A 14,723-nucleotide genomic window follows, 5' to 3' on the forward strand; every position below is an offset into this window, starting at 1 on the left:
ATTATTCTCCGCGAACCAGAGTAAAGAAATCGACGCGACTGGCAGCCACTTCACGTGCGCGCTGCTGACGACGTTCCTGTTGCAGTGCAGCCAGCGGGGCTATCACGCGTTTATGCAGCAGTTCGTCCATGCCCTGCATTTGCAATAAACCATCGATAACGGCGCACAGTTCAGCGTGGGCTTTATTGCGTCCGCTGACGTAGCTATAGCCATAGATACCGCCTTCCAGCTGAATGACGGCGCGGGTGACAGTCATATCGCCCATCACAAAACGTTTTCCGGTGCCGCCCATGCGACCCTGAAGTTGCGTCAGGCCGGTTTCGGCGGCGCGGATGCGTTCAAATTGCGGAGACAGATTCAGCGGTTGCCAGTGCGCGAGCAGTTCATCCGGGCGGCTGTGAGCCAGCACCGACATCCAGCGCTGGCGGGTTTGCAGGTGATCCATTCAGTGCTCCATGGTCAGTTCGATCATGTCGGCGCGCGTCAGGCTAACGGAATATTCCGCCACCGACTCGCTGCCTTCACAAATGTTCAGGGTGCGGACACACAGCAGCGGTGCCTGCGGGACGATTTCGAGCAATTTGCTCTCTTTTGCCAGCGCGCGGCGGGCATTGATGCGGGTGGTGCGGCGGCTGAGCTTTTGCTTAATCTCTTCGCGGATAAAATCGTGCAGCGAGCCGTTATGGAAGTTTTGCAACGCAGGCCACCAGTCGAGATCAGGTAAATAGTGGTCAATCACACAGACCGGTACACCGTTAACGCGGCGCAGCGTGCGCAGGTGAATAACGGTGTCGCCTTCCTGACGGGACAACGCCGCCGCCACGTGATCGGTCGCCGGACGCAGCACCGCCAGCAGACGTTCGCTGGTCGGGTGACTGCCCTGATCCAGCAGGTTCTGGCTGAAACGTGCCTGTGAATGCAGCGGGTAATCGTAAGGGCGCATCAGCACCAGCGTGCCAATGCCCTGACGGCGTTGCAGCCATCCGCGATCAACCAGCTCATCCACCGCACGGCGCAGCGTGTGGCGGTTGACCTTAAAGCGCTCGGCAAGCTGCTGTTCCGGCGGCAGATAATCGCCGCAGCGGTAACCGTTGCGCAGTTCCTGTTCCAGTTCAGCAGCGATTTGTTGATAAACCGTGGTGTGACTGGTCGGATGTCTAGATAAGTTCATCACAATGAATACCTCGCACGGGATAAACGGGCAGTGGCAGGGGAAAATTGATAGCAGTCTGAAAGGGTCATGATGCAAACCTCAGTGTGGCGTTGGCATCATCTTGGGCGTGCTAAGTGACAATTGGGTGAAGGTCTGGTTGCAGGAAAGTGAAGAGTTGGAAGATGTCTCGCAGGAATTAACAGCGGTTATTTACGCAATGAGTGAGAAGGAATACACTTTGTTTTAGTTGATTGTTTTTTATACTAAAACTCGTAAAAGGAACTGTTATGTCAGTAGAAAATAAGAGGGATTTTAAAATGTCTGCGCAGCAACCCGTTCAGGAAACAGCCGTTGAGCAATGGCGACGTGAAAACCGGGCCGGGCTTGAGGCTATAAAGAAATATGTGGAAAAACATGGGACTCTGACTCATCCGCCACGGAAATTATAAATGGAGCAATACGCTATTTATAAAAATATAGGTGTTAAGAAAGCGGCTTACCCTTATCTGCTTAATGTTCTCCATCCGGCGGCAAGTGGCTTTGGAAATAGCGTCATGGTGCCACTGGTTCCCCTGGCGAGGATGACGAACTCTCCACCTAAAAAACTGTGCCCGTTACTCAAGGTTCAGCACAAACATTATGTGCTGATGACACACATTCCCGGCGGGATCCCGCCACGGGAAATTGGCGATCACGTCATGCAGCTCGACGGTGAAATCTATGAAGTGAAAAACGCATTTGATTTTTTGCTGAATGGAATTTAGAGAAAAGAGGGGAATGATTTCCCCTCTTAAAAGCGTCTATCGTAAATAATGAATCACCTGATTGCCGCTGCCACGCCAGATGAGCGACGGGTCTTTCAGTTCCTGCACGAATTTCCCGTCGACCAGCACGTTGATCAATGCCGTCACTTCCTGCTGTTCAGCACTCAGTTCGCCGAGCGTATAACCGGTCCACATCCACACGTCTTTACCCGGACATTGCGCCTGTACGCGTAACAAAAGCTGACGCACCGCAGACAGATTCTGCGGATGCAGCGGGTCGCCGCCGGAAAGCGTCAAACCCTGACGCGGGATCACCGTGTTTTGCAGATCGGCGATGATGCGGTCTTCGTCTTCCTGCGTAAAATGCTTGCCGGAATCCAGCCGCCAGGTGCTTTTGTTATAGCACCCGCGGCATTCATGGACGCAGCCGGAAACGAACAGCACGCAGCGTGTTCCCGGCCCGTTGACCACATCTATCGGGTAATACTGATGAAAATTCACTGCATTATCCCAGCTGTCCGTTACCCAGATGTTTAATCCGGCGCTTCACTTCTTCCTGCTTGCCAGCGTTAAACGGACGCGCATCCGGGCTGCCGAGATAGCCACAGACGCGGCGGGTGACTGACACGCGTGAAGGTTCGTGATTGCCGCATTTCGGGCAGGTGAAACCTTTGCTGGTGCACTCGAATTCGCCGGTATAGCCGCAATCGTAGCACTCATCAATCGGCGTATTGGTGCCGTAATACGGCACGCGGGTGTAACTGTAATCCCACACATCTTCCAGCGCTTTCAGGTTGTGTTGCAGGTTCGGATACTCGCCGTAGCAAATAAAACCGCCGTTGCTTAGTGGCGGATACGGCGCTTCGAAGTCGAGTTTTTCATAAGGATTCACCTTCTTCTCGACGTCCAGATGGAAGCTGTTGGTGTAATAACCTTTATCGGTCACACCTGCCACCAGCCCGAATTCGGCTTTATCCAGACGGCAGAAACGGTCGCACAGGTTTTCGCTTGGCGTACTGTACAGGCTGAAGCCGTAGCCGGTTTCGTCTTTCCAGCTTTCCGTGGCGGCTTTCAGACGGGCAACAATCGCCTCGGCTTTTTCGCGTAACTGGCTGGCATCGAACACATGCGTCTCGTCGCCGAACAGCGCGTTAATGGTTTCATGCACGCCAATGTAGCCGAGCGAAATCGAGGCGCGGCCATTCCTGAAGATGCCGGAAATATCATCGTCGGCTTTCAGGCGCACACCGCACGCGCCTTCCATATACAGGATGGGGGCGACGCGGGCTTTGATGCCTTCGAGACGCGCAATACGGGTCATCAGCGCTTTCTTGGCCAGCAGCAGACGTTCGTCGAGCAGCGTCCAGAATGCGGCTTCATCGCGGTTCGCTTCCAGCGCAATACGCGGCAGGTTCAGGCTGATCACGCCGATGTTATTGCGGCCTTCGTGGATCATTTCCCCGTTTTCTTCATACACGCCCAGGAAGCTGCGGCAGCCCATCGGCGTTTTGAACGAACCCGTGACTTTCACCACCTGATCATAATTGAGGATGTCCGGATACATACGCTTGCTGGCGCATTCCAGAGCCAGTTGCTTGATGTCGTAATTGGCATCACCGGCTTTATGATTCAGGCCGTCGCGGATGGCAAACACCAGTTTTGGAAACACCGCCGTTTTGCGGTTTTTACCCAAACCGGCAATGCGGTTGCGCAAAATGGATTGCTGGATCAGGCGCGATTCCCACGACGTGCCGAGACCAAAACCGAAAGTAACGAACGGGGTCTGACCATTGGCGGTGTGCAGCGTGTTGACTTCATATTCCAGCGACTGAAAAGCGTCATAACATTCTTTTTCGGTGCGGTTACGGGCAAAAGCATCCGCATCGGCAATCTGCCATTCTCCGGCAGTCTGGCGATGTTTGTTAAAACTGGCGGTGACGAACGGAGCCAGCACTTCATCGATACGGTTAATGGTGGTGCCGCCGTAAATATGGCTGGCGACCTGCGCGATAATCTGGGCGGTAACGGCGGTTGCGGTCGAAATGGACTTCGGGGTGTCAATTTCCGCATTCCCCATTTTGAAACCGTGATTCAGCATGCCTTTGAGGTCGATCAGCATACAGTTGAACATCGGGAAGAACGGCGAGTAATCCAGATCGTGGTAATGGATTTCACCGCGCTCATGCGCCAGCACCACGTCACGCGGCAAAATATGTTGTTTGGCGTAATGCTTGGCGACAATCCCCGCCAGCAGATCACGCTGGGTCGGGATCACTTTACTGTCTTTGTTGGCATTCTCGTTGAGCAACGCCATGTTGCTTTGTTCAACCAGGCCGCGGATTTCCTGATTCAGGCGTCCCCGCATTTCGCGTTTCACATCACGGTCGTGGCGGTATTCGATATAGGCGCGTGCCAGTTTTTTATGCGGGCCGGCCATCAGCTGATTTTCGACCGCATCCTGTATGTCATGAATATCGACGCGCGTCTGATCTTGCAGACTTTCAGCCACAACGCGGGCAACCTGCGCACAATAATCCTCGCTGTCGATACCGGCGGCAGCGGCTGCGCGTTGCACGGCTTGTTTAATCAGAACTTCATCGAAAGGGACCTGACAACCATCCCGCTTGATCACGATGGGTTGCATTTTGTTATTGGATTTTGCGGGTACGGATTCCAGTCTGTCTGCCTTCACAATGACACTCCTTTTACGCTCATTCCCGCGCCCCGCAAGGCTTACAGGCCGGTTGTGGGGGATAGGCGAGGAATCGCTACATATTGGGTTGGGTGTGTACTATACACACTAGATGTAGGATCTGCGCGAGCGTTAATTGTCATTTTATTGACCTGAAACAAAGAATTTTTTCGTCGGAAGAATAGGTGAACAAATGTTAATTCTGGCCTGTTTTTTGCGTGTTGTTTTTAAAGGAGATGCATAAAAAACAAACGGGTCAGCCACTGATGTGACTGACCCGACAAAGATGAAAATTCAGATTATTCGAGGAGTTGCCAGCGGCATTCATAAGGACGAAGGCTGCCGGAAACCGGTTCATCACCATAGTTGCTCAGCAGCGTTTTGCCCCCGAAATCGGGCAGACCGGCGACCTGATTTTCACCGCTCAGATTCGCCATCACCTGCAACGTTTGGCCGTCAGCCTCACGCTTATAGCACCACAACTGCGGGTGTTCAGGCAGCAAATCCTGATAATCGCCCTCCGTCAGCACCGGCACGGTTTTGCGCAGCGCGATCAGTTGCTGATAGAGATAGAACACCGAATCTTTATCCGCCAGCGCCTGTTCGGTATTAATATCCTGCGCATTATGGCTGACAGAAATCCACGGCGTGCCGGTGGTAAATCCGGCTTGTTCCCCGGCGTTCCACTGCATCGGTGTGCGGCTGTTATCGCGAGATTTCTTTGCCAGAATACGCAGCAGCTCTTCGTTGCTGCGCCCGTCGGATTTCAGTTCGGCAAACATATTCAGGCTTTCCACATCGCGGTATTGCTCGAGGTGTTTAAAGCCCGGATTGGTCATGCCGATTTCTTCACCCTGATAGATGTACGGCGTGCCCTGCAAACCGTGCAGCACCATCGCCAGCATTTTTGCGGACGTCGTGCGCAGTGCGCCTTCATCGCCAAAGCGCGAGACAATGCGTGGCTGATCGTGATTACACCAGAACAACGCGTTCCAGGCGTGGCCGTGCATTCCCTGCTGCCACTCGCGGAAAATCTGCTTGAGCTGCACGAAATCCGGCGGCGCGTCGGTCCATTTTTGCCCGTCAGGGTAATCAACTTTCAGGTGATGGAAGTTAAACGTCATCGACAGTTCGCTGCCGTCATTGGCGGCGTACTGGCGGCAATGTTCCAGTTTTGTCGATGACATTTCACCGACTGTCATCAGCCCGAGGGGTGTAAACACATCGCGGCTGAATTCCTGCAAAAACTCATGAATGCGCGGGCCGTCGGTGTAAAAACGGCGGCCATCGCCGGTGTCGTCAGCCGGAAAATCCTGCTGTTTGGAAACCAGATTGATCACATCCAGACGCAAACCGTCGACGCCTTTATCTGCCCAGAACTGGCAGACTTTTTTCAGCGCCTCGCGTACCGGCGGGTATTCCCAGTTAAGATCGGCCTGTTCGGTGGCGAAAAGGTGCAGATAATATTGTCCGCTGGTTTCATGCCACTGCCAGGCGCCGCCACCAAATTTAGAACGCCAGTTATTTGGCGGGCCGCCTTCGGCTGCGCTGTCGCGCCAGATATAAAACGGGCGGAACGCGCTGCCCGGATCCTGTGACTGGCGGAACCACTCGTGGTGAGTCGACGTATGGTTAAACACCATATCCATTACGATGCGGATCCCGCGCTGATGCGCCCCGGCGGTCAGCCGCTCGAAATCGTCCAGCGTGCCGTAAGCCGGGTCAATCGCGCAATAATCTGCTACGTCGTAACCGTTATCAATCTGCGGTGAAAGGTACATTGGCGTCAGCCAAATCGCATCGACGCCCAGCGTTTTCAGGTAATCCAGACGCTGCGTGATGCCGTTAATATCACCGGTACCGCTGCCCGTGGTGTCCTGAAAACTCTTTGGATAAATCTGGTAAATCACGCCGTTTTTCCACCACGGCAATTCGCTGTTCATTCCATTTTCCTTCTTAAATGTCTTACACCACTGCCAGTTCGCCACGGCGGGCTTTGCGCTGATAAACCAGCACAGTCAGGATAATCGGCACCACAATCGCCACCAGCATCGCCAGCGCGTAGATACTCCAGAACTGTGGCTTGATGGACAAAATGCCCGGCAATCCGCCGACACCAATGCCATTAGCGGTCACGTGGAACAGGCCGCAAATCAGACCGGCAAACGCCGAGCCGATCATCGCGCAGAGCATCGGGAAGCGGTATTTCAGGTTGATCCCGTACATCGCCGGTTCGGTCACGCCAAGGAAGGCGGAAATCGCCGCAGGCACGGAAATCTCACGCTCGTTGTGTTTACGGCTGACAATAATCACGCCGACAACGGCCGCGGCCTGCGCAATGTTGGACAGCGCGATCAGTGGCCAGACCGGGGTTCCGCCCGTGCTTTGTACCATCTGCATGTCGATGGCGAGCGTGGTCTGATGTACACCGGTGATCACCAGCGGCGCATACAGGAAACCAAACAGCGCGGCACCGACTGGCGCGAGGCTGCCGGTCATCACGAATTTCACCGCAAAGGCCACTCCGTCGCCGATCATACGGCCAAACGGTCCGATCAGCGTATGCGCCAGGAAGACGGCAATAATCAGCGATGTAACAGGCACAATCACCAGATACAGGTAATTTGGCACGATGCGTTTCAGGCCATTTTCAATCATCGCCAGCGCCATACCGGCAAGAACGGAAGGAATAACCTGCGCCTGATAACCGACTTTTTCGATGGTGAACCAGCCGAAATTCCACACTTCAGGAATTTGCTGACCGAGGTTGTAGGAGTTCATCAGCTGCGGCGAAACCAGCGTGATCCCCAGTACGATGCCGAGAATTTCCGTTCCGCCCATTTTCTTCACGGTTGACCAGCATACGGCCACCGGCAGGAACATAAACACCGCCTCGCCCAGCAACCACAGGAAGTCGTAAATGGATTGCCAGAGCGGGTGCATCTGCGCCAGCGTCTGCCCGCCGCTCATCGGAATATCGCCGATAACGTTACGGAAACCGAGGATCAGACCGCCGCTGATCAGCGCCGGTAACAGCGGGAAGAAGATTTCAGCGAAATGCGAAATGCTGCGTTCGAACCAGCTCATATTCTGGCGTGCGGCCACTTTCGCCTGTTCTTTGCCGGCTTCGCTTTTGCCGGTGCTGGCGATCAGCACTTTGTAGTAATCGTCCACTTCCGGGCCGATGACGACCTGAAACTGACCGGCGTTGGTGAAGCAACCTTTCACCATCGGCAGGGTTTCGAGGCCCTTCGGATCAGCTTTGGACGGATCATTGAGGACAAAGCGAAGACGCGTGATGCAGTGAGTCACCATGGCGATATTGTCACTGCCGCCCACGAGGGCGATCAGCTGATCAACATCCTGTTGTTTTACCTTACTCATAGGAGGTGGCCTTTTATCGATATGCGTAAATTTGTTGTTGAGATAGGGAACGGTTCAAGCATAGCGAAGCCGGTGGGAACTTGTCCGGGAACGTTCCCGGTTTTGCCGGGACGATCACAAAGTTTCTGTTATTCAGAAAATCAAAGAGGGGAAAATCAGACGGCGAGCTGGCAGGGAATAATCAGCTGTTGCAGCGTCGCGGAACCGTCGAGCTGCGCCAGAAGCTGCTTCGCGGCGGCTTCTCCACCCGCGCCATAGCCGAGTTCAACCGACAGGGATTGCGGAAACAGAAAATGCAGCAACGGGTTATTCCCGATACCGCAAACCTGTACGTCGCGGATTTGCTGTTGTTGCAGGTATTTCTGCGCACCAATCGCAATGGTGTCGGAGGCGCAAATTACCGCCTGAATATTGCGGCGGAGCAGTTGCGAGATCAGCTCAAAACCGCTCTGATAGGTGAGTTCACCCAGCGCAATGTGCGGCGTGAGATGATGTTCCTGACAAAAAGCCCGGTACGCCTCGCTGCGCCGTTGCCCGGTGGTGGTGTCGTGCGGCGAAACGCCGATAAAGCCAACCGACCGGATATCCTGCGCCAGCAATTTTTGCATCAGCAGCTGAACCGCGCCCGCATCGTCGTAGCAGACCGAAGACAACCCCGGCATATCGCGCGCCAGCATCACCAGCTTATCTTTCCACGGCGACAGCATTTGCGCGGACAATCCGGTAAAACCAAACAACACCACGCCGTCGATATTACGCTGCTTCAGCACCTGCAAATGCTCTTTCACGCGTTCGGCGCTGAACTGGCTTTCCAGCACAATTGGGTCGTAGCCCTGCTGATAAAACAACGGCAGCATGGCGCGCACCGCCTGATTCTCGGAAGGGGAATCCAGACGCGAAACGATAATTGCCACAATTTTGTCGCTGAAACCGCGCATAGCGCGTGCCGATTTTGACGGGCTGAAATGCTCCTGCTCAATCACCTGCAAAACGCGCTCACGGGTTTGCGGGCTGACATTGCCTTCATTATTCAGCACGCGCGATACCGTGGATTTTCCGACGCCGCTCAGGCGGGCAATGTCATTGATGGTCAGGCGATTTTGCATAGTTATTTAGTATGGTTGTTTGATGAATGATTAATAACTTGATCAGGTTTAATTTTGGTTGCAGTTCACCAGCGTATACTGCGCGAATTATCGAAGGTATATCCACTTATTCCTGATTACCCTAACGGATTTTCCTGCCCGACGGCTATGAATTTCCAAATTGTTCCTTACCGGAGGTGAAAACCTGATGGAACCCGACCCCAACTCTGTAAGTCCGTTGTGATCCGGTAAGCACCCGCCTTTTGCTGCTGCTTGCCGTGACGTTATCTGGTGAGCAGTGGTGCACGTTTTTTCGTTCGCCCTGTTTTTAGAAATCCTTTTGCCATGCTTATGGCGGCTTAGCCGTGGGCGCAACAAAGGTGCGAATGATGTTCAAAAATATAACTTCCCGGCTGCTCGATGCGCTCAGCCGCAACCTTCCGCGTCGTTTAGTTCGTCGCGACCCGATGCTTGAAACCGTTCCAGGCCGCGCCGCACAGGCGGTACCTGCGGCGATGGCCGCGCATTGTCAGGCCTGTGCCCGTGCGACAGAAGACCAGCTCTACCTGCAGTTTGACAGCCATCCTGAAGGGCTGACCGAGCAGGAAGCTGAGGCGATCCGCGAAGTCTCCGGCCTGAATCAGACCGGCGATCAGCAACCTGCGCCGTGGTGGCTGCACCTGTGGCACTGCTACCGCAACCCGTTCAATTTGCTGTTGACCGTCCTCGGCATGGTGTCTTACGCCACCGACGATCTGACCGCCGCGCTGGTCATCGGCGCGATGGTGTTTATCTCGACGTTCATGCACTTCATCCAGGAAGCGCGTTCCAATAAAGCGGCCGATGCGCTGAAAGCGATGGTCAGCAACACCGCGACCGTGCTGCGCAGTGATGCGCAAACCGGCCGCAGTGAAACGGTCGAAATTGCCATCAGCCACCTGGTGCCGGGCGATCTGATTAAGCTGTCGGCGGGCGATATGATCCCGGCGGATTTGCGTATTCTCTCCGCCAAAGATTTGTTTATCAGCCAGGCCGCACTGACCGGTGAATCCCTGCCGGTGGAAAAACACGCCTGCGAAAAGAAACCCATTGCTAACGATCCGCTTGAACTGAATACCCTGTGCTTCATGGGCACCAACGTGGTGAGCGGCACGGCAATCGCGATGGTGATTGCGACCGGCAACAAAACCTGGTTCGGCCAGCTTGCCGAACGCGTGGTGCAGGAAGATACCCAGCCGAACGCTTTTCAGGCGGGTATCAGCAAAGTCAGCTGGCTGCTGATCCGCTTTATGATGGTGATGACGCCCGTCGTTCTGGTGATCAACGGCTACACCAAAGGCGACTGGTGGGAAGCGGCGCTGTTTGCGCTGTCCGTCGCGGTCGGGCTGACGCCTGAAATGCTGCCGATGATTGTGACGTCCACGCTGGCGAAAGGGGCGGTGAAACTGTCGCGCCAGAAAGTCATCGTCAAACGTCTGGACGCGATCCAGAACTTCGGCGCGATGGACATTCTCTGCACCGACAAAACCGGCACGCTGACGCAGGATAAAATCGTCCTCGAACGCCACACCGACGTGCTTGGCGTGACCAGCGATGACGTGCTGCACCTGGCGTGGCTGAACAGCCATTACCAGACCGGCCTGAAAAATCTGCTCGACGTGGCAGTGCTGGAAGCCGGTGATGCCAGCCAGGCACACAATTCCCTGAAAGTTGATGAAATTCCGTTTGATTTCGATCGCCGCCGCATGTCCGTGGTAGTGGCAGAAAACGACCAGAATCACCGCCTGATTTGTAAAGGCGCGCTGGAAGAAATGCTGTCGATTTGTACCCTGGTGCAGCTCAATGGTGAGATTGTGCCACTGACCGATGTGCTGCTCGCGCGCATCCGCCGTATTACTGACGACCTCAATCAGCAGGGGCTGCGTGTGGTCGCGGTTGCTCATAAAGTCATGCCTTCCCGCACGCAGGGTTACGGCGTGACGGACGAATCCAGCCTGATTCTGGCCGGATATATCGCGTTCCTCGATCCGCCAAAAGAGAGCACTGCACCGGCGCTGGAAGCATTGCAACGCAAAGGCGTGACCGTGAAAATTCTTACCGGCGACAATCCGCTGGTGGCACGTAAAGTCTGTAAAGATGTCGGCTTAAAGGCGGATAACGTACTGACGGGCAGCGATATCGACGAACTCGACGACGTACAGCTGCTGCACGTGGCACGTCAGACCACGGTGTTTGCCAAACTGACACCAATGCACAAAGAGCGCATTGTGCGCGTGCTGCGCGGTGAAGGGCATGTGGTCGGATTTATGGGCGATGGCATTAATGATGCACCGGCGCTGCGTGCGGCGGATATCGGTATTTCTGTGGATTCCGCGGTGGATATCGCCAAAGAGGCCGCCGACATTATCCTGCTGGAAAAAAGCCTGATGGTGCTGGAACAGGGCGTGACGGAAGGGCGCAGAACGTTCGCCAACATGCTGAAATACATAAAAATGACCGCCAGTTCTAATTTCGGTAACGTGTTCAGCGTGCTGGTTGCCAGCGCCTTCCTGCCGTTCCTGCCGATGTTGCCGCTGCACCTGTTAATTCAGAACCTGATTTACGATGTGTCTCAGGTGGCGATCCCGTTTGATAACGTCGATGAAGAGCAGCTGGCGAAACCGCAGCGCTGGAACGCCGGGGATATCGGCCGCTTTATGGTGTTCTTCGGGCCGATCAGCTCCGTGTTCGACATTCTGACCTTCAGCCTGATGTGGTGGGTGTTTAAAGCCAATACCGTTGAAGCGCAGACGCTGTTCCAGTCCGGCTGGTTCATTGAAGGGCTGCTTTCACAGACGCTGATTGTGCATATGATCCGCACGCGCAAAGTGCCGTTTATTCAGAGCCGCGCATCCTGGTCGCTGTGCATCATGACGCTGATGGTGGTGATTACCGGTATCGCGCTGATCTACTCGCCGGTCGCCGGATTCCTGCAACTGCAGGCGCTGCCGCTGAGCTACTTCCCGTGGCTTATCGCAATCCTGGCGGGTTACATGGTGCTGACACAGTGCGTGAAAGGCTGGTTTGTGCGCCGTTACGGCTGGCAGTAAAAACTGAGCGGTAACCGGAAGACGGTGATTGTTAACACAGTCACCGTCTTTTTTTATCCGTCGTCTATAGTTATTCCTTTACGTTTCAGCGGGCTATGAAGGCCAGCTTTTATCTTTGAGGAATTTCACCGATGTTATTGCCTTTTCGCCGTACCCTTCTCGTGACTTCATTATTTCTGACCGCCTCCGCTTTCGCTGCTCCGGCAGGGGATCTGCCGCTGATGCCGTGGCCGCAGCAGGTAGAAATAACCTCGCCTGCGGGCAAATTTGTGCTAAACGATGCGCTGCAACTTCAGGTTAAAGGCGACGCACTGATGCCGGAAGTGAACCACTGGCGCGAGCGTCTGGCGCAGCAAACCGGCTGGTATCTGTTGCCGCAAAATACCGGCAGCGCGGGCGAACATCCCGCAATCAGCATTGAGATCAAACAGAAAGTTGCCGCGCAGCCCATGCCGGACAGCGACGAAAGTTACCAGTTAACCGTGACGCCGCAGGGCGCTACGCTCACCGCCAATACCCGTTTCGGTGCGATGCGCGGCATGGAAACGTTGCTACAGCTGGTGCAGAACGACGGTGAAAATACCTTTATTCCGCTGGTTACCGTTCACGATCAGCCGCGCTTTGCCTGGCGTGGCGTTCTGCTCGATTCCGCCCGTCATTTCCTGCCGGTCGCGGATATCAAACGCCAGCTCGACGGCATGGCGGCGGCAAAATTTAACGTCCTGCACTGGCATCTGAGTGACGATCAGGGCTGGCGCTTCGAATCGCAGAAGTATCCAAAATTGCAGGAACTGGCCAGTGACGGGCAGTTTTATACCGTCGCGCAGATGAAAGACGTGGTGGCTTACGCCACGCAGCTTGGGATCCGCGTGGTGCCGGAAATCGACATGCCGGGTCACGCGTCGGCAATTGCGGTGGCGTATCCGGAACTGCTCAGCGCGCCGGGGCCGTACAAAATGGAACGATCCTGGGGCGTGCATGAACCGACACTCGATCCGTCCAATGAAAAAGTCTATGCCTTTGCGGATGCCATCGTCGGCGAACTGACGCAGATCTTCCCCGATCCGTATTTGCACATCGGCGGTGATGAAGTGGACGCCACGCAGTGGAAAACGTCCAAACCGATCCAGGCATTTATGAAAGAAAAAGGCATCGCTGATACGCACGCGTTGCAGGCGTATTTCAACACCCGGCTCCAGACGATCCTGCACCAGCATCAGCGCAAAATGGTCGGCTGGGACGAAATCTTCCACCCTGATCTGCCGCACGACATTGTGATCCAGTCATGGCAGGGCCCGGATTCCCTCGGAGCCAGCGCGCAGAAAGGTTATCAGGGCATTCTGTCGACCGGCTTCTATCTTGATCAGCCGCACAGCGCCGCGTATCACTATCGCAATGAAATTCTGCCGCAGCCGCTTGGCGTTGATCAGAACGTTGCTGACGGTGAAAAAGCGCAAAGCTGGAAATTCAACATGCCGCGCCTGAAAGGCAAACCGGTGGACGGTAGCTTTACGCTGATTGAAGGTAAAAACGGCTGGCGCGGATTCATCGATTTCACCGGAAAAACCCGCCGTGAGGTGCGCGATATTGTCTGGCAGGACGACGGCAAAGTCAGTTTCGCCGTCGATACCTGGATGGGCGACACGCGCCCGGTGCTGACCCTGAAAGACGGTAAATTCAGCGGCTATTTCATTATTGGTAACGCGCGTTATCCGGTGACCGGTGGCCCGCTCAGCACGGTGCCGGACGGCCAGCCGCCGGTGGTGCCAGACGCTGAAAATATGAAAAATATTCTCGGCGGTGAAGCGGCGCTGTGGCAGGAAAACATCACGTCGCAAATTCTCGATCTGAAACTCTGGCCACGCGGATTTGTGGTCGCAGAGCGCCTGTGGTCGGCGCAGGACGTCAAAGATACCCGCAACATGTATCAGCGTCTGGCGAAAATCGACGCCTGGTCGGTGGTGTCGGTCGGGCTGCAACAGCACGCCGAGGCGGCGCGGCTGATGACGCGGCTTTCTGACAGTACGGATATTGCACCGTTGCTGAGTTTCTCGACCGCGCTCGAACCGGCGCAGTATTACACCCGCCAGCACATCAAATTCCAGGCCGGACATTACACGCAGGCCGAACCGCTGAACCGTCTGGCGGATGCATTACCGGCGGAAAGTAATGCGGTACGCGAGTTCGCCGCGCAGATCGAAACGCTGGTGGCGGATCCGAAAAATCCGCAGGCAGCTCACGCGGCGCGCGGGCAGTTAGAGAACTGGCAACGCAGCGCGGAACAGGTAAAACCGGTGCTGGTGCAAAACTCTGTGCTCAGACCATTGCAGCCGGTGGCGGAACAGCTGGGTGCGCTGTCTTCGCAAGGGCTGATCTGGCTGGAGAAACTGCAAAAAGGGGAAACGCTGAGTGTGCAGGAACGCCAGCAGGCGCAGGCCGCGCTGGACGATGCCGCCAAAGTGCAGGATGAACTGGTGCTGGCGGTAGTCTATCCGCTGGAGAAATTACTGGGCACGGTACCGGTTCAGAAGTAATCCCATAAAAAAAGCGCGACCG

The 14,723-nt window shown here is 55.2% G+C and carries 11 protein-coding genes; 4 read left to right on the forward strand and 7 right to left on the reverse strand.

Translation table 11 applies throughout. The features are described 5' to 3' along the window. Position 1: 1 nt before the first annotated feature. Both phnG and phnF read right to left on the reverse strand, forming a co-directional pair. Positions 2-445, reverse strand: a complete 444-nt coding sequence (phnG, locus tag GW579_RS09890) for a phosphonate C-P lyase system protein PhnG (protein ID WP_152325260.1) — start codon at positions 443-445, stop codon at positions 2-4. Next, positions 446-1,171: a phosphonate metabolism transcriptional regulator PhnF gene (gene phnF, locus GW579_RS09895; protein ID WP_152325259.1), complete on the reverse strand. Its 726-nt coding sequence runs from the start codon at positions 1,169-1,171 to the stop codon at positions 446-448. It lies immediately after the preceding gene. Positions 1,172-1,440: 269 nt separating this feature from the next. On the opposite strand from phnF, the gene GW579_RS09900 reads away from it, so the two are divergent. Beyond that, the gene (locus GW579_RS09900) at positions 1,441-1,602 is read left to right on the forward strand and encodes a type II toxin-antitoxin system CcdA family antitoxin (protein WP_165058878.1); all 162 of its coding nucleotides are present in this window, start codon (positions 1,441-1,443) and stop codon (positions 1,600-1,602) included. Next, positions 1,603-1,917 (forward strand): CcdB family protein, encoded by a 315-nt coding sequence (locus tag GW579_RS09905; RefSeq protein WP_165058879.1) that lies wholly within the window; start codon positions 1,603-1,605, stop codon positions 1,915-1,917. A 36-nt stretch (positions 1,918-1,953) separates the two neighbouring features. On the opposite strand, the gene nrdG is transcribed toward GW579_RS09905, so the two are convergent. From nrdG to treR, 5 genes are all read right to left on the reverse strand, one after another. Continuing rightward, positions 1,954-2,418 carry an anaerobic ribonucleoside-triphosphate reductase-activating protein gene (nrdG, locus tag GW579_RS09910; RefSeq protein ID WP_165058881.1) on the reverse strand — a complete coding sequence of 155 codons (465 nt, stop codon included), beginning with the start codon at positions 2,416-2,418 and terminating at the stop codon, positions 1,954-1,956. Positions 2,419-2,422: 4 nt separating this feature from the next. After that, entirely contained in the window at positions 2,423-4,561 is a 2,139-nt protein-coding gene (gene nrdD, locus GW579_RS09915; protein ID WP_152325367.1) for an anaerobic ribonucleoside-triphosphate reductase, read from the reverse strand. A gap of 347 nt (positions 4,562-4,908) precedes the next feature. Beyond that, positions 4,909-6,552 (reverse strand): alpha,alpha-phosphotrehalase, encoded by a 1,644-nt coding sequence (gene treC / locus GW579_RS09920; protein WP_165058883.1) that lies wholly within the window; start codon positions 6,550-6,552, stop codon positions 4,909-4,911. Between the two features lie 22 nt (positions 6,553-6,574). Continuing rightward, positions 6,575-7,993, reverse strand: coding sequence for a PTS trehalose transporter subunit IIBC (treB, locus tag GW579_RS09925; protein WP_165058885.1), 1,419 nt, complete (start codon positions 7,991-7,993; stop codon positions 6,575-6,577). 155 nt (positions 7,994-8,148) lie between these two features. Next, positions 8,149-9,099: a trehalose operon repressor TreR gene (gene treR / locus GW579_RS09930; protein ID WP_165058887.1), complete on the reverse strand. Its 951-nt coding sequence runs from the start codon at positions 9,097-9,099 to the stop codon at positions 8,149-8,151. Positions 9,100-9,464: 365 nt separating this feature from the next. Between treR and mgtA the strand changes: the two genes are divergently transcribed. Both mgtA and GW579_RS09940 read left to right on the forward strand, forming a co-directional pair. Then, complete coding sequence (gene mgtA, locus GW579_RS09935) at positions 9,465-12,167, forward strand: magnesium-translocating P-type ATPase (RefSeq protein ID WP_206738855.1); 2,703 nt, start codon at positions 9,465-9,467, stop codon at positions 12,165-12,167. A gap of 131 nt (positions 12,168-12,298) precedes the next feature. Then, a complete protein-coding gene (locus GW579_RS09940) occupies positions 12,299-14,701 on the forward strand; it encodes a beta-N-acetylhexosaminidase (RefSeq protein WP_165058888.1) in 2,403 nt (800 codons plus the stop codon). The last annotated feature ends 22 nt before the right edge of the window (positions 14,702-14,723 follow it).

Source organism: Rahnella contaminans, assembly GCF_011065485.1.
Lineage (GTDB): Bacteria > Pseudomonadota > Gammaproteobacteria > Enterobacterales > Enterobacteriaceae > Rahnella > Rahnella contaminans.

Excerpts from the sequence above, each read along its gene's own strand:
- GW579_RS09900 (WP_165058878.1), top strand. The coding sequence starts at position 1,441 with ATGTCAGTAGAAAATAAGAGGGATTTTAAAATGTCTGCGCAGCAACCC.
- mgtA (WP_206738855.1), top strand. The coding sequence starts at position 9,465 with ATGATGTTCAAAAATATAACTTCCCGGCTGCTCGATGCGCTCAGCCGC.
- phnF (WP_152325259.1), bottom strand. The coding sequence starts at position 1,171 with ATGAACTTATCTAGACATCCGACCAGTCACACCACGGTTTATCAACAA.
- phnG (WP_152325260.1), bottom strand. The coding sequence starts at position 445 with ATGGATCACCTGCAAACCCGCCAGCGCTGGATGTCGGTGCTGGCTCAC.
- nrdD (WP_152325367.1), bottom strand. The coding sequence starts at position 4,561 with ATGCAACCCATCGTGATCAAGCGGGATGGTTGTCAGGTCCCTTTCGAT.
- treB (WP_165058885.1), bottom strand. The coding sequence starts at position 7,993 with ATGAGTAAGGTAAAACAACAGGATGTTGATCAGCTGATCGCCCTCGTG.
- GW579_RS09905 (WP_165058879.1), top strand. The coding sequence starts at position 1,603 with ATGGAGCAATACGCTATTTATAAAAATATAGGTGTTAAGAAAGCGGCT.
- GW579_RS09940 (WP_165058888.1), top strand. The coding sequence starts at position 12,299 with ATGTTATTGCCTTTTCGCCGTACCCTTCTCGTGACTTCATTATTTCTG.
- treR (WP_165058887.1), bottom strand. The coding sequence starts at position 9,099 with ATGCAAAATCGCCTGACCATCAATGACATTGCCCGCCTGAGCGGCGTC.
- treC (WP_165058883.1), bottom strand. The coding sequence starts at position 6,552 with ATGAACAGCGAATTGCCGTGGTGGAAAAACGGCGTGATTTACCAGATT.